The sequence below is a fragment of the Snodgrassella sp. M0110 genome (genome assembly GCF_016101465.1).
GTDB classification, from domain to species: domain Bacteria; phylum Pseudomonadota; class Gammaproteobacteria; order Burkholderiales; family Neisseriaceae; genus Snodgrassella; species Snodgrassella alvi.
Window position 1 is genome coordinate 55202 of record NZ_JACFQM010000004.1, and the last position, 26882, is coordinate 82083.

13 protein-coding genes are annotated in these 26882 nt (G+C 44.3%); 9 read left to right on the forward strand and 4 right to left on the reverse strand.

Annotated features, from left to right (window positions below; genetic code table 11):
• Positions 1 to 10: 10 nt before the first annotated feature.
• Complete coding sequence (locus tag H3T84_RS06975; protein WP_198218675.1) at positions 11 to 2875, reverse strand: condensation domain-containing protein; 2865 nt, start codon at positions 2873 to 2875, stop codon at positions 11 to 13.
• A gap of 221 nt (positions 2876 to 3096) precedes the next feature.
• Between H3T84_RS06975 and H3T84_RS06980 the strand changes: the two genes are divergently transcribed.
• The 7 genes from H3T84_RS06980 (at position 3097) to H3T84_RS07010 (ending at position 11829) form a co-directional block, all read left to right on the forward strand.
• Entirely contained in the window at positions 3097 to 4710 is a 1614-nt protein-coding gene (locus tag H3T84_RS06980) for a (2,3-dihydroxybenzoyl)adenylate synthase (RefSeq protein ID WP_198218676.1), read from the forward strand.
• Between the two features lie 32 nt (positions 4711 to 4742).
• Positions 4743 to 5618, forward strand: a complete 876-nt coding sequence (locus H3T84_RS06985) for an isochorismatase family protein (protein ID WP_198218677.1) — start codon at positions 4743 to 4745, stop codon at positions 5616 to 5618.
• A gap of 54 nt (positions 5619 to 5672) precedes the next feature.
• On the forward strand, positions 5673 to 7274 hold the full coding sequence (locus H3T84_RS06990; RefSeq protein WP_198218678.1) for an ABC transporter ATP-binding protein: 1602 nt from the start codon (positions 5673 to 5675) through the stop codon (positions 7272 to 7274).
• Positions 7271 to 8863 (forward strand): ABC transporter ATP-binding protein, encoded by a 1593-nt coding sequence (locus H3T84_RS06995; RefSeq protein ID WP_198218679.1) that lies wholly within the window; start codon positions 7271 to 7273, stop codon positions 8861 to 8863. Before H3T84_RS06990 ends, H3T84_RS06995 begins: the two co-directional genes overlap by 4 nt.
• A 64-nt stretch (positions 8864 to 8927) precedes the next feature.
• The gene (locus H3T84_RS07000) at positions 8928 to 9716 is read left to right on the forward strand and encodes a 4'-phosphopantetheinyl transferase (protein ID WP_198218680.1); all 789 of its coding nucleotides are present in this window, start codon (positions 8928 to 8930) and stop codon (positions 9714 to 9716) included.
• A 161-nt stretch (positions 9717 to 9877) separates the two neighbouring features.
• On the forward strand, positions 9878 to 11041 hold the full coding sequence (locus H3T84_RS07005) for an isochorismate synthase MenF (protein WP_198218681.1): 1164 nt from the start codon (positions 9878 to 9880) through the stop codon (positions 11039 to 11041).
• Between the two features lie 20 nt (positions 11042 to 11061).
• The gene (locus H3T84_RS07010; protein ID WP_198218682.1) at positions 11062 to 11829 is read left to right on the forward strand and encodes an SDR family oxidoreductase; all 768 of its coding nucleotides are present in this window, start codon (positions 11062 to 11064) and stop codon (positions 11827 to 11829) included.
• 40 nt (positions 11830 to 11869) lie between these two features.
• Here the strand turns inward: H3T84_RS07010 and H3T84_RS07015 are convergent, their stop codons facing one another.
• From H3T84_RS07015 to H3T84_RS07025, 3 genes are all read right to left on the reverse strand, one after another.
• On the reverse strand, positions 11870 to 12340 hold the full coding sequence (locus tag H3T84_RS07015; RefSeq protein ID WP_198218683.1) for a hypothetical protein: 471 nt from the start codon (positions 12338 to 12340) through the stop codon (positions 11870 to 11872).
• A 102-nt stretch (positions 12341 to 12442) separates the two neighbouring features.
• Complete coding sequence (locus tag H3T84_RS07020) at positions 12443 to 12670, reverse strand: helix-turn-helix domain-containing protein (RefSeq protein WP_370524065.1); 228 nt, start codon at positions 12668 to 12670, stop codon at positions 12443 to 12445.
• Between the two features lie 12 nt (positions 12671 to 12682).
• Positions 12683 to 13231, reverse strand: a complete 549-nt coding sequence (locus tag H3T84_RS07025) for a DUF2975 domain-containing protein (RefSeq protein WP_198218684.1) — start codon at positions 13229 to 13231, stop codon at positions 12683 to 12685.
• A 629-nt stretch (positions 13232 to 13860) separates the two neighbouring features.
• Between H3T84_RS07025 and H3T84_RS07030 the strand changes: the two genes are divergently transcribed.
• Both H3T84_RS07030 and H3T84_RS07035 read left to right on the forward strand, forming a co-directional pair.
• Complete coding sequence (locus H3T84_RS07030) at positions 13861 to 14796, forward strand: DMT family transporter (RefSeq protein WP_198218685.1); 936 nt, start codon at positions 13861 to 13863, stop codon at positions 14794 to 14796.
• A gap of 1538 nt (positions 14797 to 16334) precedes the next feature.
• Positions 16335 to 26714: an ESPR-type extended signal peptide-containing protein gene (locus H3T84_RS07035; RefSeq protein WP_198218686.1), complete on the forward strand. Its 10380-nt coding sequence runs from the start codon at positions 16335 to 16337 to the stop codon at positions 26712 to 26714.
• The last annotated feature ends 168 nt before the right edge of the window (positions 26715 to 26882 follow it).

Sequence of the window (26882 nt, forward strand, 5' to 3'; positions counted from 1 at the left end):
TGTAATGCTTTTATACTGAATCCATTTCTGCCCGGATCAGTTGTTCTACTTCCTTCATATTGCGGCAGCCGATTAACTGGCGCGGATTCAGAGTCAGTCTGAAACTGTGATTTATCCGGCTGGTAATTTCTTTTACATGCGCAGGGCGTAATCCGAGCTGGCTGAATGGCCGGGTATGTTCAATAACTATGGTTTGTTCGATATTCAGCGTATCGCGGTAAATATGTTCTAATTGTTCTCTTTGGCTGATAACTGCATCAGCACAATGCCCATTCGGATTGATTGTGATACCGGATAATGTCTGATTTAATACGGAATCAATATTTTCCAGACCCTGATCTGCCAGTTGCTGACAGACGCTGACCAGAACTGCGAGAAAATCGTGAATGATGGCTGCATCTATGGCAGCCTGTGCAAAATCAATATTAAACAGCAATGCGCCGTCATCACTGAGCATAAAGCGAATATCTATCGCTACCTGTGGTGTCTGAGTTAACCCGTTAACATAATGAACTGCACTGCCTGCCGGTAACACTGGCCACGATAATCCATTAGTAATAACGATTGGTAAAACCGGTGCTTCGCCATGCTGCTCAAATAGTAATCTTGCCAAGTCCACACCGGAAAAGGCCAGATGCTGCAAACCGTCCAGCATATTCTTTTGTAATTTAGCCGCCTGTTCGATAAATCCGGTTGCGGATGACCAGCAGACCACAACAAAAGTGGATTGATTGGATAATTCGCCCTCATACAGCGGCAAAACCGGTACCGCTGCCGACAGCAGGCCGGATGTCTGCTGCCAGCGATTTAATACCGCCAGAATCAACGCCATCAATAAGGAATTTTTAAAGAGTCCCTGCCGTAAACCTGACTGACATAATTTATCGAATATCTGTGCCGGCAATACGGCACTTTGTCGCTGATAGGGTGAAGTTTCCAGTGTCGCTAAAGGTTGTTTCCAGGGTAATTGCGGGATGCTTGTAACAGGCTGCAACTGTGCCTGCCAGTAGGCAAGTGCTGTGTTATAAGTCTGACTATCCGGTTGCTGCCTGTTTTCAGACAGCAGTGGCGCCTCTTTCAGCTCCGTATCTGTGAATAACTCACACATCAGCGCTGCAATAGACCGTCCGTCGAGAATCAGCGCATCAAAGCGCGCAAAGACAATAAACTGTTGTGCGGATAACTGAAAAAGTGTGATATCCCACGGCGATTCCTGTAAATCAAATATTTCCTGCTGATAACGCCGGCGAAAACTGTCAATTTTTTCGGTAGCTGCTGCCGGCTCTTCTCCACACAGATTAATTTCAATTAAATTAATAATTACCTGCGGATTTACCCACTGTACACAACGCCTGACATCAATATAGGTTCTTAAGCTGGCATGATGCTGTACCATATCAGCCAGACGCTGCCTGAATGCGGGTAAATCCAGGGTTCCGGCATATTCGCGAAATTCCTGCATCGCCACACCGCCAAGCGCAAAAGCAGTACTTCGGCCGGACAAATAGGATTTTTGCAGAGAGTTTAAAGGGGTGGCTTTTTCATCAGGCTCGGTAATATTCAGGTACTGATTCAATTCAGTTAACGGGCGTGAAAAATATTCCGGCTTCGTAATCAATGTATTCAGCAGAGTCAGAAAACGTTCAAACAGTCCGTTTACCCATGTATCGGCTAATGCATCCAGACGAATATCCCAGTTAATGAGTAAATCATTATTTAGCTGCACAAACTGTGCATCCAGTGCCACCTGCGGCCCCTGTGAAATACACCAGTCCATACTGCCAAAATATTTATGTACCCTGGATGAGAACAGATTTTTTTCAGGTAAATCGACTGCGGCAGTAAATACTACCGGTGCGATTTGCGGCGTAGCATGATGACGTGACAAACGCCGCATTACATTGACACCACTGAATTGCCGGTGATCCAGACATTGCCGCCATTCAGTCGCCAGACGCCGGCAAAAAGTTTCCAGATCAGGCGTTTCAGTCATATCAACATTTAACAGCACCAAATCGGCAAAATCACCAATGGTTCGGTCAATATGAGGCAAAAGCGGTTCCCGCCAGAAAAACGGCACATTAAGCCGGTAAGCACGATCATGAGTGACCTTGCCCAATATATAGGCAAACAACCCCAGTATCAGAGCAGACAAGGTTAACCGCTGCTGACGGGCAAACCGGCGTAACAGCAATGCCTGCTCTGCACCGATAATTGCACTTAAGCGTGTGCTTTGTGCTCCGGCCGGGGTTGGTTGCTTTAAAGGCAAAGCAGGCGCAGGTGCGATAATATCCATGCGTGACAGCCACCACTGACGAGCACGCTGTTGCTGTTGGCGTTGGTACAGATCCTGCTGAATCCTGTTGCGCCAGTCATAAAAAGATGGCGGTGAAGGCAGACAGACGGTACTGTCTGCGTAAAACTGAGCCAGATCCTCCATCAGAATCCGGAAACTGGAAGGATCAATGGCAATCATATCGGCATCTATATGCAGGCGGAAAACCTGATTACCCAGAAGGCTGACAGAAAAACGTACTGTCTGTCCTTCATCCAGACTGAGTTGCTGATGTGTCCATTGCCGGCGTTTGTCTTCAAGTTTCTGTTGCTGCTGCGCCTCGGATAAATGTAAAAAATTATCTATTTCCAATACATTTTGCGGCAGCGTATCTCTGATCCTTACTTCACCTTCGGCATTCAGTTGCAAACGTAACAGTTCATGCTGCCGATACAGACATTCAATTGCCTGTCTGAGCCTGTCTGAATCCAGCTGAGTGCCATTGAATTCGGTATACAGATGCGCAGCCACACCACCGAGCATGGCGTCATGCACACGCCCAAACCAGCATGCAGACTGCATTGGAGTAAGTTCACACATTATTTCTTTACTCTGTTGACAAATTTACGATTTTTGACGATGATACAGTTAAATGAAAATGATTACTAGTTTCATTTAACTAAAATTTATCACTACAGCAAACCGTAATCAGCAATCCTGAACAGACCATCAGAAAAATGTTGGATGATTCAATTTGTTTTGATTAATCAATATTTTTGTCTGATTCAGCTGGTTTAACAGATAGAAAAAAGGCTGATAAGATGATTAGCTATACACACTGGCCTGAAGATTTAGCCCGGAAATACCGCCAGAAAGGTTACTGGCTGGATCAGCCGTTAACCCGCGTGCTGACACAAACAGCCAGACAGTTTCCGCAGTCAACTGCGATTATCTGTGGTGAACGGCATTTCAGTTATGCGCAGTTAAATCAGTTTTCCGATAATCTGGCAGCCCGACTGAGCGCACAGGGCTTTGGTATAGGTGATACTGCACTGGTGCAGCTACCTAATATTGCCGAATTTTATATTGTCTTCTTTGCTCTGCTGAAAGCCGGTATTGTGCCTTTGAATGCACTGTTTAATCATCGTCAGCATGAATTAAAGAGTTTTTTCAGCCAGATTAAACCCCGGCTGCTGGTGGCTTCACGCCATCATGAAGTATTTAGCGGAAATGACTTTCTGACTGAACTGACTGCTTTACAGCTGGCGCCGGCTTTAACTCTAATGCTCAATGCCTTTGCTGATGATGAAAGCCTGCCGGACTGGTATACCACTGCGCAATCTGATATCAGCCATTATGCTGCCACACCGGCAGATGAAGTGGCTTTTTTCCAGCTTTCCGGCGGCAGTACCGGTACGCCGAAACTTATTCCGCGTACGCACAATGATTATGATTACAGCGTGCGTGCCAGTGCCGAAATCTGCGCTCTGAATCAGCATACCCGATTACTCTGTGCCATGCCGGCAGCACATAATTATATGCTGAGCTCACCCGGCGCTCTGGGTGTATTTCATGCCGGCGGATGTGTGGTAATGGCGGCAAGCCCTGAACCACTGAGCTGTTTCAGCCTGATTGAACAGCATCAGGTGACCATGGCTTCGCTTGTACCCAGTGCCGTATCTATGTGGTTACAGCAGGCACCTGAACAACTGGAAAAGCTGCACTCACTACAATTAATTCAGGTAGGCGGTGCCAGTTTCCCGGAATCAGTGGCACGACAGGTATTAAATGTTTTTGGCTGTCAGTTGCAGCAAGTATTCGGGATGGCGGAAGGACTGGTGAACTATACGCGGCTGGATGACAGCGAAGAGCTTATTGTTACCACTCAGGGGCGTCCTATCAGCCCGGATGATGAAGTAAAAGTGGTGGATGAAAACGGTGACGAAGTGCCTGCCGGAGAAACAGGTATGCTGAAAACACGCGGTCCCTATACCTTTCGCGGTTACTACCAGAGCCCTGAGCACAATACACAGGCTTTCGATACAGAAGGCTTTTATTATTCAGGTGATTTGGTACAGCGTAACAGCAACGGATATTTGAAAGTGGTGGGACGGGTTAAAGATCAGATTAACCGCGGTGGCGAAAAAATTGCTGCTGAAGAAATTGAAAAACTGATGATTACCCATCCTGATGTTACCGAAGCCGCACTGGTTGCTATTACGGATGAACGTTTTGGTGAAAAGAGCTGTGCATTTATTGTGTCACAGAATCAGCACTTAACTGCTCTGAGCCTGAAACGCCATCTGCTCAATCTGGGTATTGCTCATTACAAACTGCCTGATCAGGTATGCATTGTTGATAGCCTGCCGCTTACTGCCGTCGGCAAAACCGACAAAAAACGCTTACGTGAAACCTTTCAGCAAAATCCTGCCTGAAATAATTATCAGAATGAGAAACGAGAGACAGCATGACTATCAAACAAATCGCTGATTATCCGATGCCTGCTCTGGCACAAATCCCGCAAAATAAAACCGACTGGGAAGCTGATGCTGCGCGCTCTGTATTATTAATTCATGACATGCAGAATTATTTTCTGAATTTTTATCAGCAGGACAGCACACTCATCCGGACAATGATAAAGAATCTGCAAAGTTTGCGCAGCTGGGCGGCTCAGCAACAGATTCCCGTGGTGTATACCGCCCAGCCGCATCAGCAGAATCCTCAGCAACGGGCGCTGCTGAATGATATGTGGGGTGTGGGTATTACTACCGCACCTGTTGAAGAGCAGAAAATAGTTGACGCCCTGACACCACGTCCGGAAGATACCATACTGACCAAATGGCGTTATAGCGCTTTTCAGCGTTCAGATTTACTGGCACACATGCATAACTGGCAGCGTGATCAGCTGATTATCGGTGGTGTTTATGCGCATATCGGCTGTATGCTTACCGCTGCCGAAGCATTTATGCAGGATATTCAGGTATTTTTTGTAGCTGATGCACTGGCTGACTTCTCTGCGGAGCAACACCAGCAAGCGTTAAATTATGTTGCCGGCTGTTGCGGGCAAGTGACCACTACAGAAGCATTGTTACCGGCAACAAATAGTCTTACCCGTGCATGGCTGACACAAAAAGTTCAGACATTACTGGAAATACCGGAAGAAACCATTAACCCTGAAGAGAACCTGATTCTCTACGGTCTGGATTCTTTACGCATTATGCAGTTTGCCGCTGAACTGAAACAGTATGACATCAATATTGGCTATGATGTACTGGGTCAGCAGCCTTCACTAAACAACTGGTGGCAGCTCATTGAAAAACAAAATAAAACTGTTTCAGCCTAGAATTGGCTGCAAATAATTAGCCGGACGCTGCATACAGCTTTGGAAACATAAAACATGACTGACTTAAATCTATCCGGCAAGAGCATACCGTCCGGTCTGGCACATCAGTGGCGGGTAGCCCTGCCCGGGCTGATAAGCGGTACATTTGCCGCCGTAATTGCCGGTATCGCTATGCTGGCAGGGCTGTGGTTTATCATTAAATTTATCGATAACATGAGCTGGTGCTGGCTGAATTATGCACTGGTCAGCTGGCTGCTGGCCGCTTTGTTTACAGCCTTGTCCTCATGGCTGGCACATCAGGCAGAAAGCCGCTTTGCGGCGGCTTTACGCCGGACAGTGGCACAGCATTTAATCCGCCTGCCGTCCAATATACTGGCTAAACAGAATGAGCAGACACTTAAACAGCTGCTAACCGATGATGTTGCCAGTTTGCATCATATGCTGGCTCATTTACCCGGTGAGATTGCCGTATTCACGGTTATTCCGCTTTTATCCATCGGTATCCTTGTTTATTTTATCGGCATATCGGCAATATGGGTATTATTACCCGGACTGATTGCTTCGGTTTATTATCTCATCATCATACCGCGCATGACCCGGCGTGACGGTACCGCACGTATGCAGGTAATGCTGGATATTATTAATAAAGCCGATGAATATGTACGCGGGATTCCGGTTTATCGTATTTACGGGCAGCATTCCAGCGCATTAACTGCCTATACAGAAGCAACTGAAAAATTTACCCGCAATATGGTGCACTGGGTAGCCAAGGCAGCCACACCGGCAGCCATAGCCACTGCTATGTTACAGGCAGTAGCGACATTTGCCATTGGCTACTGGGTCAGTTATACACAGGACACCACTACTCTGGCTGCCACTCTGTTATTCAGTCTGGCCATTGTGACACCCGCATTACGTCTCGGGCATGGTATTGATTACATCAGAGCCGGACGCGCTGCTGCCGGACGTCTGACCGAATTTTTACATCAGCCTTTATTACCGGCCGGAACCATAAATCATCTGCCGGAGCCGGCAGTATTATCTATGCATGATGCAGTTTTTTCTCAGGAAGAACATCCGGTTTTACGCAAACTCAGCTTCACATTTCCCGCCGGCGCCATTACCGCTATTACCGGCCCCAGCGGAGCAGGTAAAACCACTTTACTCAATGCATTAGCCGGATACATACCATTGACATCCGGAACTGTTCAACTGGGTAAGACCGATCTGTCTGCATTACATGATGACACCCGCCACCGGCTGATTCTGTTTATTCCGCAAGGATATGATGTTTTAGACAATACGATTCGTGCCAATCTGGCCTTAACTGCTCCTGATGCCAGCGATGAAGTCATGCAGCAGGCTCTGACCAGAGCCAATCTGAATCTGGATTTATCAACACCTGCCCGTACCCTGTCCGGCGGAGAAAAACAACGTATTTGCATTGCACGGGCTTTTCTCACTCAGGCAGAAATTATCTTAATGGATGAGCCTACCAGTGCGCTGGATGATCAGAATGCCCGGGAAATATTTCAGGCCTTGCAGGAACTGGCTCATACTGCGCATAAAACCATTATCATTGTTACTCACCAGCCGGCTCTGGCCGATAAAGCCGATGCAAAACTGGTACTGGAAGCATTAAGGAGCGAGGCATGAATACAGCAGCCGGCAACAAACACTCCCTTTTTGAAACCATACCGGCCGCCACCAGACCCCGCCTGATTGCTGTCAGCATCGGCTGGATACTGGTTGCCGTACTGGAAGCATGTGCTTACACCATACTGGCTCTGGCTATAGTAAATCAGCAGTCGCCACTGTGGGTAGTGATTAGTGCTGCTATTGCCATAGTGATTACAGTACTGGTTACCCGTAACGGCTTTCTTACCGGCGTACGTCTGGCCGGAGATTTATTTGCCGCACTGGGGCGTTCTCTGTCCAGCGCTAAATTATCCTGGTTTAAGGACCAGCGCCGTGCGGTTATCAGTAAAACTGCCGGACAGGAAATTCCGAATTTCATGAGCATTCCGGCACATCAGTTGCAGACGTTTTTACATGCGCCCTGTCTGCCCCTGTTTATCTGTATCGGGCTGGCCTTTGTTGCCGGTACAGGCATCATGTTAGCAGCACTGGCGATGATATTGCTGTCCTTACTATTACAAGTATGGGCACAATATGCTTTAAATAAAACTGATGCACAGCGCCATCAGACCGAACTGGACAGCACCACGGCAACCATTGAACTGGTTGAACACCTTACTCTGCTGCGTACATCCGCAGGTTCAGCTCATGCGCTGGATACTATCCAGCAGCGCTGGAGCACTCAGGAAAACCTGCTAAGCAAAATTAATTGCAGTGCAGCCAGTGCAACGCTGATAGCTACTTTAGCTAATGTGCTGCCCATGGCAGGTATGGCGGTTTATTGTATTTTGTCCGCTCAGAACGATGAATACCTGATACTGGCTGTATTATTACTGATGGGGCGCGCCGGCGCACCATTAAGCGCACTGGCTACTGCCGGTCTGAGCATCAATGACTTAATCAGCTCACTGCGCCACTTTCAGCAACTTACCCATCCTCCGGTACTGCCTGAAGCAGAAGAAACGCGCACCCCGAAGCATGCACAGTTATCTCTGCATAATCTGAACTGTATCACCGGCTCGACAACCATTAATCAGGATATCCCCGAAGGTGCACGCTTACACGTCGCCGGTGTTAGCGGCAGTGGCAAAAGTACCTTGCTGCAACTATGCCTGCGCTTTGATGATCCGGCTATGGGAGAAATCAGATTAGACGGCATTCCACTGCCTCAACTGTCTTATCAGACACTGACAGACAATATGGCTTATGTGGCTCAAAACCCGATTATTTTTACCGGCACTCTGGCAGACAATATCCGCATCGGCCGTTTTGATGCCAGTGACGCTGAAATCGAAGCTATTGCCAGACAATGTATGCTGGGAACAGTTATCGACCGGACGGATGAAGGCATTCACCAACATGTCGGCCAGCAGGGCTCTGCCCTATCCGGCGGCGAACAGCAGCGCGTAGCCATTGCCCGTGCTCTTATCAAGCATGCGCCGATACTGATTCTGGATGAAGCCACATCAGCACTGGATGAAAGCACGGAACAACAACTGATTGACACTATACTCAGCCAGTCCCGTACCCTGATTTTTGTGTCGCATCGCAGTGCGGCTCCGTGGCAGCCTACCCTGACTCTGGATTTATCGCCGGATATTACATAAACACCAGATATGATTCAGGCAAATACTACTGATTAGAGCCATATCTTAAAAATACGGGCTATGCATGTCATTTATATCAGACCTGGGTAAAACAGACTGCCGGCAAGACACTTCTGCCGGCAGCAGAAAATTGCTATTGCCGGTGAATGATTCGCCTGCATTATTCTGTCATCGCACAATCAGCATCGGCAATAACACCATTCACCAGATATGCATGCCATTAGCCGACACAGCGGTTTTGCATAAAATTGGTCAGATACATAACATCTTTCTGCCGGACAACATCAGAAAAAGCCGGCACAAACGCCAGACAGAATTTATAGCCGGCCGGCTGACGGCAAAATATGCATTATTACAGTATGGTTACAGCAACTTTAATCTGAAAACAGGCTCACAGGGACAGCCGCTTTTTCCTGAATCCTTACAGGGAAGTCTGAGCCACACCAGCAATCAGCGCCAATGTCTGGCTATTGCCTGCGTACAGAAAAAACAGCCGACACACCGCTATCTGGGTATCGATATTGAATACCGGCAGCATCAGAGTATTATGAATGAGCATAAATCCACTCTGAGCCTGTTTCTCCGGGCGGCCGAATTACGCTATATAACCGAACACAGTACTGACCTGCCGTTGATGGCGCTGCTGCTTTTTTCAGCAAAAGAGAGCATTATCAAAGCATGGTTTCATCAATATCAGAAACTGATTAATTTTACTGATATAGCTTTCCAGTCGTATCGTCATTCATACCTGAATTTCCTGATTGATTCACCGCTTACCCATGCAAATCCGCAAACAGCAGAAGTTTGTTTCCATTGCACAAAAGAAAAAATAATAACCATTGCATATATCTGAAACAGCTTGTGGCTGAATTTTGCCCAGAACAGAAAATTTTCTGTATTTTATTATAATTATTGATAATGATTACTATTTGCATTAATATAAACAAACTTACATAGCCTGATTTATCTAGATTTTTCATTACATATAACCCGCATCTGTCTACAGGTAATAAAATGACGATTACAGAATCAAGCGTTGTTTCCCACTCTCCTATTCAATCTCAGGATCAGTTTGCCTGTTTTGCAACCAGACAGCATCACATCAGTGCCAGACATCTTATCCATAAAATACACATGCCGGTTAATCAGTCCGAATCCTGCAATCAGCAGATTGCCGACTGTTTTAATCACATCAAAGCGCAGGGATATACCAATCCCATTCTTATTGCTGCTATTCCATTTGATACCAGAAAAAACGGTACCTTAAATTTTTACAGTGAATTTAATCAAACCTCACCAGCTCACTTTGAGCACAATACTGCCTCAGCAGGCAAAATAGCAAACTCCCTTATCCGCAAAAAATCATTGGTAGAGCGTCAGGCATTCGAACACAGTGTTCAAACGGCTTTAAGCGCTATGGCGGATAAACAGATGCAAAAAATTGTGCTGTCACAGGCAACAGAATTTGAATTTGCCCGGCAGCACAGCCCGGAGGATTTACTGAATATCCTTATCCGGCAAAATCCTGATGCCTATAAATTTATGATTCCTGTAGAAGAAGACCAGTACATTTTTGGTGCCAGCCCGGAATTACTGTTATCGCGCCAGCAGCAACAGGTACACAGTAACCCGCTGGCCGGCTCCCGACCGCGCCCGGCCATTCCGGAACAAAACAGCCAGACTCAGACAGAACTTTATCAGTCGGCCAAAGACAGGCATGAACATCAGCTGGTTATCGATAATATCCGGCACAAGCTCAGCAGCTATTGCTCAGCGTATCAGGCATCAGAAATACCCGAAATTTTAACTACATCAACCATGTTTCATCTGTCATCAGTCTTTCAGGGGCAACTGAAAGCCGATGCGCCCGATGCACTTAATCTGGCACTTCATCTGCATCCCACACCGGCCGTTTGCGGCACACCAACGGATATCGCCAGAGACTTTATTCTCAATCATGAAGGCTATAACCGTCATTACTACAGCGGACTGAATGGCTGGATGGATGCCAGCGGGAACGGAGAATGGGTCGTTACTATCCGCAACGGCTTACTGAATCACAATATTATCCGCCTGTATGCCGGAGCAGGCATCGTTGCAGGCTCAGACGCAGCAGCAGAATGGTTTGAAACCGAAGCCAAAATGCAAACTATGCTCAATGTATTTCAGCAACAGTAACATTATCTGGAGAAACAACCATGCAGCAAGCCATTATCGTTACCGGTGCAGCCCAGGGTATAGGGGCTGCGATTGTTACCAAACTGCTCAAACAGCACTATCATGTTATCGGAATCGATAAACAGCCCTATTCGCCGAGCTGGCCGGTACAACAGATGATTGAAGCCCAGTATCAGACTTACTGGACAAGCATTAGTCAGGATATCACTGCTTTCGAAGAAACCCGTATATTACTCAACACACTGATTAATCAATACAATATAACCGGTCTGATTAATGTGGCCGGAGTATTAATCCTTACACCATTGCTGAGTGCCACTGAGGCACAATGGCAAACCAGCCTGAATGTTAATCTGCTGGCGCCCATATTCATCAGCCAGCATTTAGCCGCACATTTCCGGCAGCAGCGACAAGGCTGTATTGTTACCGTCAGCTCTAACAGTGCCCGCATGGCGCGCACGGAGATGGGTTTATATGCCACCACCAAAGCAGCACTCAGCCATTTCTGCCGCAATCTTGCTCTGGAAGTTGCCCCGTATGTCCGGGTTAATATCGTTTCACCGGGCTCTACCCTCACAGCGATGCAACAACAATTATGGACCGACAACGAACCACCGGCCGGCATACTGGATGGTGACTTAACACAATATCGTCTTGGCATTCCTCTCAGAAAACTGGCTCAGCCGGCAGATATCGCCAATACCGTTTCTTTCCTGCTCTCTGAAGAAGCCGCACAGATCACTATGCAGGAAATTGTTGTAGATGGCGGAGCAACACTGGGCATCTGATTCGCTTTTATGTTCTCCGGATTGTAGATTTTCTTAAAATCTATAGTTTTTTTTGATATTCAACTATAGAGATTCCATCAGTATGACTAATGTTTAGCCTTACATAATTCCATGTGAAAATTTTCTCCATAGAATTTAACTTCCTTAATTTAGGGTTGTATTTAGATACTAAAACTAAAAACCAAGTATTATCTGTAACAATTCCTAGTGAACCTGGGAGTTCTATAACTACTTGACCATTAAAATCTAGGCTATTGTATAAACAGACATCAATAGGTTGCCAGAGTTCCTCCTCTGTACATTCCGATAAATCATTCCTGTGACCAATTATTTCAAAGTGATATAGCTTTGGTTTAGAACTGCAGATCTTTTGTTCAAATATTACACCTTCATTTTTATTAAGAAATAAATGAATTTTCTCAGTTTTCTTATTTCTATAGAACCTAGGAAATTTCAAATTATTTTCATCTATTAATTTCCTATCTACAGGTTCCCAATCAATATCAAGCATAATCACTCCTTATCTAAAGAAAACAGATAAAATACGATTTTTATTTTAGTTTTTCTTATGGGTAAAATATGGTAATGCGCTAATGAAACGACATGATAACGGTTACAATGTCGTTTCCGGGTGATTATCTTTAATATATTCCAATATATCAGCCGGCTGCGAATCCAGATACTGACAGATTGCCTCCAGCGTAGCCAGCCTGATACCTTTTACTTTTCCCTGTTTAAGCAAAGATAAGTTTTGCTCGGTAATACCAATAGCAGCAGCCAGCTCTTTTGATTTCACTTTCCGTTTAGCAAGCATAACATCTAAATTTATTCTAATCGGCACATTAAACTCCTGTTAAATAAACTGCTTATTTTCTTCTGCAATCTGGCATGCTTTTTTTAGTATCTGACCGATAATCATAATACTGATAGAAGGGAATAACAGAATTAAATCACTACTTTCAAATGATATCGAAATATACCGATCCGGAAAATGATTATTAAGCGTTAAGATAAACGATAGCAGAGGCTCTGAGAGCAATTGTAAAACCTCCCAAATCACCAAATCTTTACCAAAGGCATAACAGTAATTTGCTGATTTCACAGAAAAATAATCTGCTTTACTGTAGCTTAGAAACAGTAATCTGAGCTGAACGAAACCATAAACCAGAATCGCAATGATTATGGTATCAATTAAGGTAGCAGAAACTGCCTGCCATAAAGAAAGTTTGGATATATCAATATCAGCATTACCATCACCCATACTATGAGTAATAAAAAATGAATATCCGCCGGAATTCAGTCCGATATTATGAATATCAAAAAATAAAATAATAAAGGAGATACCATGCCGATACCGATACAGAATATAGGAATCAGGGTTAACTGAGACATTAATTTGCAATAACGGTTTAATCGGGAATGTGTTTCAAGCATTACAGTGTTCATGTTTAATACCTTTTTATAAAAAATATAAAAACCAGGCATACAATATCATGTAAATGTAAATTTAAAAATAAAAAATTAAAATAAAACGATAATAATTTATTATATAAAATTAATAATTATAATTATTCATCAACCAGATAAGACAATAGCCGGCTTTTATATATAGTGAACTAAACCTGTTCCCTGCTGATACAGAATTAATCTTCAAATAACCATTAAACCGGTACAGAATAAAACAATCATTTAAGTGGTCGGTTACATCATCAAATGTTACAAAAATAATCAGCACCGGCGATAATAAATATATTTATTTAGCATAATTAAAACCAGTAAAAATATTTCTGCTCTGACTACTATTCAGTAAATACAAATTCAGAAACCGAGAGATGGGACGGGCAATCAAGAATTCTTAAAACTATAAAAACAGACTTGTTAAACAGTATAGAATATTGGCTTTAGCATATGATTATTTAATTATCGTGTCAGATAGCTACAAGTTTGAATGAATGATCGGAACCTGATTCTGAGTTTAGTCAGCGTATTCGAAATCTGCCATGTGGAAAGATTTATCGGAGAAAGTCCATAATGCCTAAAGCTTTAGCCGGAATTTTATTTGCATTATCAGCAGCCGCACTAAATGGTTCTATAGGTATTATCAGTAAATTACTGATGGCCAGTGGATTGAATCCTTATGAAATAGCGTTTTATAAAACGTTTCTGGCTTTTGTTTTTGTTTCACTACTCTTGATACGTACTCCATTTACCCGGCAAATTCAGATAGTTGCCCCTGTATCAGATAATAATATAAAAATCTGGATGCATATCGGTCTGTGTGCTCTGTTTGGAATATTTACTTTGTTTTTCTTTGAAACAATCGCTTACGGGCATGGCAGTGCGGCGAATGTAGTCGTGATACTCATGGCTTCAGCTACGATAGCGGCATTAGTTTTCGGCTGCTTATTATTAAATGAAAAAATTAAAATATCAGCCGTTTCCGGTGTTGCTGTTGCAATCGCCGGCATTAGCATTATTTCATGGTCTGGGCAGGCCTCATTATTGTTATTGATATTTGCCAGTGCCGCAGGAGCCGGTTACGGGCTGTTTAGTGTATTGGTTAAGAAATTCGGTTTACATGGTGGTATTTATCTGACCAGATTTTTATTATTGTTTGGTCTGATCTATCTGGCTATACCCTATTTAGCAACCTTCCGGCAAAATCCTTTTGATTTTCACTGGCAAACCGTCGCAGGGCTGATAGCTTTGGCCATTTTACCTACTATTCTGGGATTTTACTGTACTACCAAAGCACTTGGTTATTTATCCGCTGCTCAGGTTCAGGTAACTGAATTAGCTGAGCCAATATTTGCCATGCTGATGGGCTGGCTGATTCTGTCTGAATTACCTGACTATGCTTTTTTCCTCGGTGCTCTGTTGATTATTACCGGTATTATGCTGATTAATGATGTATTGGGTTTATTAAAAACTTATTTTTTTAAAAGAACAAAGATTAGCAAAAGGTAATCACTCTTTTGTCAGTTATCATATCCTGGATAAGAAAATCTGCAATGCTGATACCCTGGCAGAAAATACACTATTCATAATTCCACTTTTAATATATTTTTTATTAATGTTTTATACCATTCACTTTTATTTATCACCCTGAAAACTAATTTTCTTTAAAGATAAAAAACAATCTATAATAGTATTAATTCAGCCAAAAACTAAACCCGTTGATTCATTCTAATATATATATATTAATTTTGGTTTGCAGTGTACAGATTTAATAGATTTCTCCCGCCAGAATTAAAACTCGTTCTAAAGAAATCTGAAAAGTTACACTCTTATAATATTAATCTATGCTATTACAAATAAGATATTGAACCAAATGGAGCGGTTTAATATCATAATACTAATTATCTAAATAGCATTATGATATTGATAAACGTATGGATACCTCATTTAATATACTACAAGGAACATTAAACGAATTTGATGATATATCATAACTTTTCTCTGAATATCGAGAATTTTATGGTATTAAGGATTGTCATTCTGAATCAAAATAATTCATTAAAGAAAGATTGATAAACAATGATTCAATCATTTTTCTAGCCTACGACAATAAAACAGCATATGGTTTTATACAGTTCTATTTTTCATATTCTTCTTTAGTTATATCACTCACTATCATTTTGAATGACTTATATATTATAAAAAGCCACAGAAGATGCGGTGTTGCCACCCATTAATGGAAAAAGTAAGAAACTTCGCTAGTAATTCTGCCTATGACGGCATTCCATTATGCACATCAATCGATAATCTCAAAGCCAGAGCTCTGTATGAAAAGTCAGGTTATAAAATTGATGATCAATTTGTTTACTAATTTTTAGAACTAGATAAAAAGTGCGATATGAAAATTTATGATTTAGCCGGCTAATTTGTTCGTCTTACTTTCTCATCTCTGCTGATTTGGATTTAAATTTTCTTAAATCCAAATTATTTTTTATCTTTTTCGATTTCTCCTGTAATCGACACACTGCAATAATATCCGTTTTAAATAATTTGCAAATATCAAATATTTCTTTTTCTATCATTCACAGCCATAAAATGGCATTTTTACTGTTTCTCTCTCATTTTTATTCTTTATTTTAATTTTTACATTAATTTCTTACGTTTAAAGTTAATTATAAATAAGTACATTTATATTTTTTCATGTTAATTCTATATATTTAATATTAATTATTCAGTTTGCTCATACCTTTGTATTAAAAAGTTACAAGATTAAGTTAATCATTTATCTATTCTGAAAATATTAATAATTAATAATTAAGAATTTATAAGCTTTTATTTTTCAAGCGTAATCTTTTTCATTAATTGGATTTAACGCTGGGTAAACCTTTGTCATTGTTTATTCCGGAAGATTATTTCCTGAGTCGGCTATCTGCTGATACAGCCGTCAAGATAAGCAGATATTTTAAAGCCGGGTAAGCAGATTCAAATTGTAGTACAGGGGGTTGGATTGTTGGTTTTGTAACTTTAATCAATCAGGAGAAAAACCTATGAACAAGGTTTATCGGAATGTCTGGAATGAAAATACCCAAACATGGGTAGCCGCATCAGAGCTGGCGAATAGTAAAACCAAATCAAATACTGTTTGTGAACAATCAATAGTTAAAAAAATTATTAATAAGCTAGGGCTGAAAAAAATTGTCAGTGTAACAATCACAGCGCTGATTTTAGAATGGCAGGCAATTGCTCCAGTATATGCAGCTAATGCGGCAATTGTCGGCGGCAATAACAGCGGTACAGTTTGGCCTGGTGGCGGCTATCAATATGGCGGCCATGGTAGCATGGTATTCTCGGGTGATGACGACCATTGTGGTGCAGACAGAGTTAATGGTCGCAGAACCGTTTCAGACGGCATTACAGCAAAAGATGAATACTTACGTTTCATTAGAAATACTGCGTTTACGAACGGTCGTCCGTACGGAAGCGTAACTTCTAACAAAGCAGAAGCATGGAGTGATGAAGGTAAGACCGATAGCGGAACCGGTTATCAGGCCGCCCCTACCGGCGGTGATAACAATGCAATGCCTGTAGCTTATGGTATTTATTCTTTTGCCTATGGCTGCGGTTCTTACGCTACCGGGAATTATTCCACTGCATTCGGAGCTAACGCAACTGCAACTGCGGGCGGAGCAATGGCTTTCGGCGTAGCATCTCTGGCTTCCGGCGCTGCATCAATTGCCTTTGGTATAAGCTCTCAGGCAACTGGTATTTCCAGTGTGGCTCTGGGCTCTATGGCTTCTTCAAATGGTACCGGCAGCGTAGCAGTTGGTTTAAGCAGTGCTGCAAATAAAGATGCAGCGGTTGCTTTGGGTGCCGGTGCAACTGCATCCGGTAACAGCAGTGTGGCAGTCGGTAATGCAGCACAGGCAGTTGGCGATCAGAGTATCAGTATTGGCGCGGGTAATCAGGTCAGCGGGCGTAAATCCGGGGCAATCGGCGGTGTACAAAGCAATGCCATTTTCAAGGATGGTGAAATAATTGCAGCCCAGAGCAACCCAACCAATATTACCGGTAACAACACTTATTCTCTTGGTAACGAAAACGGCACAATTGCTGTTGATGATTCTGGTGTTTTCGGTAATAAAAATACCATTAGCGGTACAACTGAAGGCGTAAATAATATCCGTATTGTTGGTAATAACAATACTGTTAGTTCAGCCAAAGATTTGGTTTTTGGTAATGATAATACTGTTAGTTCAGCCAAAGATTTGGTTTTTGGTAATGATAATACCGTCACGGCCACTCGTGGCCTGATTCTGGGCAATGATAACACGGTTAATGCCGATCGTGGCTTAATTATTGGTAATAACACAAGTACAGGTGCCAATGCTACTGATGCAATTGCTATTGGTAATTCTGTCAGCGTTAGCAACGCCAGTGGTATTGCAATAGGTACCAATGCTACGACTATTGTAGACACAGGTGTCGCTCTGGGCAGCGGATCAGTTGCCGATATTGAGAAAGGAAAAACCGGCTTTGACCCTACTGGTACAAATTCTGCTGCGAATAATCCGACCTGGACCAGCACCGCAGGTGCTGTTGCTATTGGTAATGCAGGCAGCGGAATAACCCGTCAGTTAACCGGTCTGGCAGCAGGTACAAACGATACCGATGCGGTGAATGTGGCACAGATGAAAAATCTGGCCAGTGTTACAACCACTGGTTTAAGCTCGTTGTCTACTGCTGTAAGCAAAGTCGGTGATATGAGCAATGTTAATAGTAATATCAGCACACTGAACAGCAATGTTTCTGCTTTGCAGTCTGATGCACTGCAATGGAAAAACAATGCCGATGGGTCTGGTGCCTATGATGCCAGCCATGGTACTAATCAGGCGCAGAAGATTACTAATGTGGCTGCCGGTCTGGTGGAAGACGGTTCTACTGATGCAGTTAATGCCAGCCAGCTTTATCAGGTATCCACCTCTTCTGCTTCCGGTATCACTTCTTTATCTACCGCTGCTCTTAGCACCACCGGCAAACTGAATACGGTAAGCAACAATGTTTCTGCTTTACAGTCTGATGCGCTGCAATGGAAAAATAATGTTAATGGTATCGGCGGCTTTTATGATGCCAGTCATGGTACTAATCAGGCGCAGAAGATTACTAATGTGGCTGCCGGTCTGGTGGAAGACGGTTCTACTGATGCAGTTAATGCCAGCCAGCTTTATCAGGTATCCACCTCTTCTGCTTCCGGTATCACTTCTTTATCTACCGCTGTAAGCCGTGTCAGTGATATGGCCAATGTGAATGGTAATATCAGTACACTGAGCAGCTCTGTTGCTGATTTAAAATCTGATGCGCTGCAATGGAAAAAGAATACCGATGGTTCCGGTGCCTATGATGCAAGCCATGGTACCAATCAGGCGCAGAAGATTACCAATGTGGCAGACGGTCAGCTGATAAATGGTTCTACTGATGCGGTTAATGCCGGTCAGCTTTATCAGGTATCTACTTCTTCTGCTTCCGGTATCACTTCTTTATCTACCGCTGCTCTTAGCACTACCGGTAAACTGAATACGGTAAGCAGCAATGTTTCTGCTTTGCAGTCTGATGCACTGCAATGGAAAAACAATGCCGATGGTTCCGGTGCCTATGATGCCAGCCATGGTACCAATCAGGCGCAGAAGATTACTAATGTGGCTGCCGGTCAGCTGGCAGACGATTCTACTGATGCTGTCAATGCCAGCCAGCTTTATCAGGTATCTACTTCTTCTGCCAGTGGTATCACTTCTTTATCTACCGCTGCTTTAAACACCACCGGTAAACTGAATACGGTAAGCAGTAATGTTTCTGCTTTACAGTCTGATGCGCTGCAATGGAAAAAGAACACAGATGGCTCTGGTGCCTATGATGCCAGCCATGGTACTAATCAGGCGCAGAAGATTACTAATGTGGCTGCCGGTCAGCTGGCAGACGATTCTACTGATGCAGTCAATGCCAGCCAGCTTTATCAGGTATCCACCTCTTCTGCTTCCGGTATCACTTCTTTATCTACCGCTGCTCTTAGCACCACCGGCAAACTGAATACGGTAAGCAACAATGTTTCTGCTTTACAGTCTGATGCGCTGCAATGGAAAAATAATGTTAATGGTATCGGCGGCTTTTATGATGCCAGTCATGGCACTAATCAGGCACAGAAAATTACCAATGTAGCTGCCGGCCAGCTGGCAGACAATTCTACTGATGCGGTCAATGCCGGTCAGCTTTATCAGGTATCCACCTCTTCTGCTTCCGGTATCACTTCTTTATCTACCGCTGTAAGCCGTGTCAGTGATATGGCCAATGTGAATGGTAATATCAGTACACTGAGCAGCTCTGTTGCTGATTTAAAATCTGATGCGCTGCAATGGAAAAAGAATACCGATGGTTCCGGTGCCTATGATGCCAGCCATGGTACCAATCAGGCGCAGAAAATTACCAATGTGGCAGACGGTCAGCTGATAAATGGTTCTACTGATGCGGTTAATGCCGGTCAGCTTTATCAGGTATCCACCTCTTCTGCTTCCGGTATCACTTCTTTATCTACCGCTGCTCTTAGCACTACCGGCAAACTAAATACGGTAAGCAGCAATGTTTCTGCTTTGCAGTCTGATGCGCTGCAATGGAAAAACAATGCCGATGGCTCTGGTGCCTATGATGCCAGCCATGGTACTAATCTGGCGCAGAAGATTACTAATGTGGCTGCCGGTCAGCTGGCAGACAATTCTACTGATGCAGTTAATGCCAGCCAGCTTTATCAGGTATCCACCTCTTCTGCTTCCGGTATCACTTCTTTATCCACCGCTGCTCTTAGCACCACCGGCAAACTGAATACGGTAAGCAACAATGTTTCTGCTTTACAGTCTGATGCGCTGCAATGGAAAAATAATGTTAATGGTATCGGCGGCTTTTATGATGCCAGTCATGGCACTAATCAGGCACAGAAAATTACCAATGTAGCTGCCGGCCAGCTGGCAGACAATTCTACTGATGCGGTTAATGCCAGTCAGCTCTACCATTTATCCACCTCTTCTTCTACCAGCTTTAACTCATTGTCTACCGCTGTGAGCCGTGTCAGTGATATAGCCAATGTAAATGGTAATATCAGTACACTGAGCAGCTCTGTTGCTGATTTACAGTCTGATGCGCTGCAATGGAAAAAGAATACCAACGGCTCTGGTGCCTATGATGCCAGCCATGGTACCAATCAGGCGCAGAAAATTACCAATGTGGCTGCTGGTCTGATAAATGAAAATTCTACTGATGCGATTAATGCCGGTCAGCTTTATCAGGTATCTACTTCTTCTGCTAGTGGTATCACTTCTTTATCCACTGTTGCTCTAAGCACTACCGGTAAACTGAATACGGTAAGCAACGATGTCTCAGCTTTAAAATCTGATGCATTGCAGTGGAAAAGTAATGTAGACGGTAGCGGAGCTTATGATGCCAGTCACGGAACTAATCGTGCGCAGAAAATCACCAATATTGCTGCCGGTCATATAGATGAATACTCTACTGAGGCAGTCAATGCTGCTCAGTTTTATCAGCTATCTACTTCTTCATCTACCGGACTGAGTACATTATCATCCACTTTAAATCGTGCTGGTGATCTGACGAATGTTAACAGTAATATCAGTACATTAACTACTAAAGTGAATGATTTGGTTATTGATGCTCTGCAATGGCATGGAAATGCAGATGGTTCCGGTTTTTACGATGCCAGTCACGGAACCAACCGTGCGCAGAGAATCACCAATATTGCCGCCGGTCAGGTTAATGAACATTCTACTGATGCGGTCAATGCTGCCCAGCTCTACAGCTTATCCACAACGACTTCAACCAGTCTGAGTAATTTGAATGAGGCAGTAGCCACTACTGGTAATATTGCCAATATCTCTCATAATGTCAATGTTTTAAATGACCAGGTAAGTACTCTGCTCGGTGGCGCGCTGCAATGGAAAAGTAATGCTGATGGCTCAGGCTTTTATGATGCCAGTCACGCAACAAGTAGTCCGCAGAAAATCAGCAATGTAGCAGCCGGTGTACTGGATGAGCATTCTACTGATGCAGTCAATGCCGCTCAGCTCTACAGCTTGTCTACAATCACTTCGACCAGCCTGAGTAATCTGAATGAAGCGGTAGCTACTACTGGTAATATTTCTACTGTTGCCAGCAATGTTTATGTTCTGAATACTCAAGTTAGCTCTCTGCTCAGTAATGCGTTGCAATGGCATGGAAATGCTGATGGTTCTGGTTTTTACGATGCCAGCCATGGAACATCCAGTCCTCAGAAAATCAGTAATTTAGCGGCCGGTGTACTGGATGAGCATTCTACTGATGCGGTTAATGCCGCACAGCTCTACAGCTTGTCTACAACCACTTCAACCAGTCTGAGTAATCTGAACGCAGCGGTGGCCAATACAGGTAATGTTACCAATATCACTAACAATGTTACTCAGCTAATGGCTGATGCCCTGCAATGGAAAAAAAATACCGATGGCTCAGGTGTTTATGATGCTAGCCACGGTACCACTCAGGCGCAGAAGATTACTAATGTGGCTGCCGGTCAGCTGGAAGACGGCTCAACTGATGCGGTTAATGCCAGTCAGCTTTATCAGTTATCCACCTCTTCTGCTACCAACTTCAGCTCACTGTCTACTGTTGTAAGCCGTGCCGGTGATCTGACCAATATCAATGGTAGTATCAGTACAGCAAACAGCAATATCGCTGCTTTACAGTCTGATGCGCTGCAATGGAAAAAGAACACCGATGGTACTGGTGCCTATGATGCCAGCCATGGTACCACTCAGGCGCAGAAGATTACTAATGTGGCTGCCGGTCTGGTGGAAGACGGTTCTACTGATGCAGTTAATGCCAGCCAGCTTTATCAGGTATCCACCTCTTCTGCTTCCGGTATCATTTCTTTATCTACCGCTGCTCTAAACACCACCGGTAAACTGAATACGGTAAGCAGCAATGTTTCTGATTTACAGTCTGATGCGCTGCAATGGAAAAACAATACCAATGGCTCTGGTGCTTATGATGCCAGCCATGGTACTAATCAGGCGCAGAAGATTACTAATGTGGCTGCCGGTCAGCTGGAAGACGGCTCTACTGATGCAGTTAATGCCGGTCAGCTCTATCAGTTATCCACCTCTTCTGCTACCAGCTTCAGCTCACTGTCTACTGTTGTAAGCCGTGCCGGTGATCTGACCAATATCAATGGTAATATCAGTACAGCAAACAGCAATATCGCTGCTTTACAGTCTGATGCGCTGCAATGGAAAAAGAACACCGATGGCTCTGGTGCCTATGATGCCAGCCATGGTACTAATCTGGCTCAGAAGATTACCAATGTAGCTAACGGTGATCTGACGTATAACTCTACCGATGCTGTAAATGGCAGCCAGTTATCTACTACTAATTCTAATCTGAGTATCGTTTCCAGCTCAGTACACAAAGTGAACGATACAGTAAACAAACTGGAAAAAGACAGCTTGCAATGGGTAGAGGAAGAGAATGGCAACAGTTATTATGATGCCAGCCATGGTGTTACCAATGCCCGGTATCGAATTACCAATGTTGCAAACGGTTCACTGGCACCTGATTCATCAGATGTAGTGAATGGCAGCCAGCTATATACTACAAATTCTAGTATTAATGCTGTATCCACTTCGGTAAATTCAGTAACTGCTGCTGTAACCAGACTGCAGGACAATACTCTGCAATGGAATGGATCTGCCTACGATGCCGGCCATGGTTCTACTATGGCGCAGAAAATCACCCGCGTAGCCGAAGCTGATTTAGCCCCGGATTCCACCGATGCAGTCAATGGCAGTCAGCTAAATCAGACTAATTCGAGGGTAGGCAGCTTAAGCTCTACAGTGGCGAATCTGAATGATAGCCTGAATAAGACCAATACGCGGATTAACAGTATTGCTGAATCCACTTCCAGAATTTCCGATAATTTGTCTTCTGCTACAGATAGAATCAATACTCTGGATCAGAATGCCCTGCAAATAAATGGTGAAAATTATGATGCAAACTACAAAAAAATCACCAATATTACAGGCGGAAAAATTGAACGGGGTTCAAATGAGGCAGTAACAGGCGGTCAGCTGTTTACCACCAATGATAAACTGAACACCGTTTCCTCTTCTGTAGGTAATCTGACTGGCAGACTGAATGGTGCTATTGACCGTCTGGATACAGTTTCCGGCGCAACAGCTACGCTGTCGACCAGCTTAGCAGAGGTTAACACCAGCATCAGTGACCTGCGACGCGATGCACTGGGTTGGAATGGTAATGCTTATGATGCCAGCCATAGTTCCGGCACTGCCCAGAAGATTACCAATGTAGCAAACGGTACAGTGAGCAATAGTTCTACCGATGCCGTTAATGGCAGCCAGCTGTATAATCTGTCCACCTCACTGAGCAGCAGTCTTTCCACTGTAACTGCCGGTAACAATACCGGAATCTCCACTACCAACAGTAATGTCTCTACTTTGTCTAGTAGTCTGAGCTCGGCAGTGAATAACATCAGTAATCTGCAACGCGATGCGCTGCAATGGAATGGTAATGCTTATGATGCCAGCCATGGTTCCGGCGCTGCCCAGAAGATTACTAACGTAGCCAACGGTACACTTAGCAGTGGCTCTACCGATGCCGTTAACGGTGACCAGCTGTATAATCTGTCCACCTCACTGATCAACAGTCTTTCCACTGTGACTGCCGGTAACAATACCAGTCTCTCTACTACCAACAGTAATATTTCTACTTTGTCTAGTAGTCTGAGTTCTGCTGTGAATAACATCAGTAATCTGCAACGCGACGCTCTGCAATGGAATGGTAATGCTTATGATGCCAGCCATGGCTCTGGCGCTGCCCAGAAGATTACTAACGTGGCCAACGGTACACTTAGCAGTGGCTCTACCGATGCTGTTAACGGTGACCAGCTGTATAATCTGTCCACCTCACTGATCAACAGTCTTTCCACTGTGACTGCCGGTAACAATACCAGTCTCTCTACTACCAACAGTAATATTTCTACTTTGTCTAGTAGTCTGAGTTCTGCTGTGAATAACATCAGTAATCTGCAACGCGACGCTCTGCAATGGAATGGTAATGCTTATGATGCCAGTCATGGTTCCGGCGCTGCCCAGAAGATTACTAACGTGGCCAACGGTACACTTAGCAGTGGCTCTACCGATGCTGTTAACGGTGACCAGCTGTATAATCTGTCCACCTCACTGAGCAGCAGTCTCTCCACTGTGACTGCCGGTAACAATACCGGACTTTCTACTACCAACAGTAATGTATCTACTTTGTCTAGTAGTCTGAGTTCTGCGGTGAATAACATCAGTAATCTGCAACGCGACGCACTGCAATGGAATGGTAATGCTTATGACGCCAGCCATGGTTCCGGCGCTGCCCAGAAGATTACTAACGTAGCCAACGGTACACTTAGCAGTGGCTCTACCGATGCCGTTAACGGTGACCAGCTGTATAATCTGTCAACCTCACTGAGCAGTAGTCTTTCCACTGCGACTGCCGGTAACAATACCGGGCTCTCTACTACCAACAGTAATATCTCTACTTTGTCTAGTAGTCTGAGCTCGGCAGTGAATAACATCAGTAATCTGCAACGCGACGCACTGCAATGGAATGGTAATGCTTATGATGCCAGCCATGGTTCCGGCGCTGCCCAGAAGATTACCAACGTGGCTGCCGGTCAGCTGGCAGACGGTTCTACTGATGCAGTCAATGCCGGACAGTTATACAGTATTTCGTCTTCCATCATTAGCAGTGTATCAAGCTCAGTTGATCAGGTAGTTACTGAGAGCAGGACAACGATAGAAACGATGAACAAAGATATCAAAGCTGCTCAGGATGATATTAAAACTGCTCAGGATGATATTAAGACCTCAAAACGTTTGATTGACGAATTGCAGAAGAACTCAGTGCATTTTGACGATGGTACAACAGCCTTCTCAAATCAGCTGACTCGTGAAGCAAGCAACGAAAGAACCATTAGTGGAGTTGCAGACGGACGAGTAGACGCAACGTCTAATCAGGCAGTAAATGGTCGTCAGCTCTATTCGCTGTCCACTTCCACCTCAACCAGTCTGTCCAGCCTGCAGGATCAGCTTCACCTTGCTTCCGGCACCATACCGGCAGGAATATCCACAACATTGAGCTCATTACAGCTTAATGCCCTGCAATGGAACGGTTCAGCTTACGATGCCAGCCATGGCTCCGGCACTGCCCAGAAAATTACCAATGTTGCTTCTGGTGATACAGGCCAGAATTCAACAGAGGCAGTGAATGGCAGCCAGCTGTGGCAAATGAAAAATGAATGGAAACAGGATTTACAAAGTCTTTCCAGCTCAGTGGATACCAAGCTGGCACAAAACAGTGGTGGCGGTAATGCTTCTGCGATCAATGAAGCAACTGAAAAAGCCAATCAGGCTATTTCGGATACCCAGAAACTGTCTGCTTCAACAGCTGATGCCCTGTCTGCAGTAGCAGCCAGCCTGGGCGGTAATGCCAGCTACAACCCGCTCACCAGAGCCGGCACAGGTGGTTTCACTGCACCAAGCTATACAACCAGCAATGCTGATGGTACTGCGGTAACAGCCAATAATGTAGGCGATGCCATTAACAATCTGTATAACGGCGGCAGCAAATATGCAAAAGTTAATTCCACTCAGGCTGTGGCTTCAGCAAGCGGAAGTGATGCTATTGCTGTAGGCGGTGCAGCAGCTGCCAGTGGTAAGGCTGCTGTAGCTATTGGTTCACAAGCAGCAGCCAGTGCAGAAAACGGCGTAGCTATTGGTAATCATGCCAGCGTTACTCAGAATGGCGGAATTGCGCTGGGTGCCAACTCTGTGGCCAATACGGCAGCAGGTATTAATGGCTACATTCCGGTTAGTGCTACGGCACAACAGGCAAGAGCCATTCAGGCAACCACCAGCACTCAGGCCGCTGTGTCTGTGGGTGACGCCGCCAATGGTGTTTACCGTCAGATTACAGGTGTCGCTGCCGGTACTGCCGACACTGATGCAGTCAATGTGGCGCAGCTGAAAGGTGTTAATGCCCGCATGGAAAATATCAACCGCTACGTCAATGATGTTAACGACCGCGTACATCGTGTAGAACGGCGTGCCTATTCCGGCACTGCTCTGGCCATGGCACTGTCTGGTGCTTATCTGCCGCAATTAAATGCCGGTGAACAGACAGTAGGTGTAGGCATGGGTTCATATCATGGTTATGCTGCAGTTGGTATTAACTACAAAGCCACAAACAATACCGGTAAGTTCTCATGGGGTGCAGGTGTCTCCACTACCGGACGTGAAACCGGCTTTAATGCAGGTATAGGCTATAAGTGGTAATCATCAGATAAATAGCTTCAAAATCGGGCATACACTGGTATGCCCGATTTTTTTGCTGAAAATAACAAATTAAAGCACTGAGAAATTACATTATCCTGATACTAAAGACTGAATGATGAAATACCAGTTTTTTTAGTTATATCAATTCGCTTCTAATACCAATAAAAC

Coding starts and splice junctions, on each gene's coding strand:
- H3T84_RS06975 (WP_198218675.1), bottom strand. CDS start 2,875: ATGTGTGAACTTACTCCAATGCAGTCTGCATGCTGGTTTGGGCGTGTG.
- H3T84_RS06980 (WP_198218676.1), top strand. CDS start 3,097: ATGATTAGCTATACACACTGGCCTGAAGATTTAGCCCGGAAATACCGC.
- H3T84_RS06985 (WP_198218677.1), top strand. CDS start 4,743: ATGACTATCAAACAAATCGCTGATTATCCGATGCCTGCTCTGGCACAA.
- H3T84_RS06990 (WP_198218678.1), top strand. CDS start 5,673: ATGACTGACTTAAATCTATCCGGCAAGAGCATACCGTCCGGTCTGGCA.
- H3T84_RS06995 (WP_198218679.1), top strand. CDS start 7,271: ATGAATACAGCAGCCGGCAACAAACACTCCCTTTTTGAAACCATACCG.
- H3T84_RS07000 (WP_198218680.1), top strand. CDS start 8,928: ATGTCATTTATATCAGACCTGGGTAAAACAGACTGCCGGCAAGACACT.
- H3T84_RS07005 (WP_198218681.1), top strand. CDS start 9,878: ATGACGATTACAGAATCAAGCGTTGTTTCCCACTCTCCTATTCAATCT.
- H3T84_RS07010 (WP_198218682.1), top strand. CDS start 11,062: ATGCAGCAAGCCATTATCGTTACCGGTGCAGCCCAGGGTATAGGGGCT.
- H3T84_RS07015 (WP_198218683.1), bottom strand. CDS start 12,340: ATGCTTGATATTGATTGGGAACCTGTAGATAGGAAATTAATAGATGAA.
- H3T84_RS07030 (WP_198218685.1), top strand. CDS start 13,861: ATGCCTAAAGCTTTAGCCGGAATTTTATTTGCATTATCAGCAGCCGCA.
- H3T84_RS07035 (WP_198218686.1), top strand. CDS start 16,335: ATGAACAAGGTTTATCGGAATGTCTGGAATGAAAATACCCAAACATGG.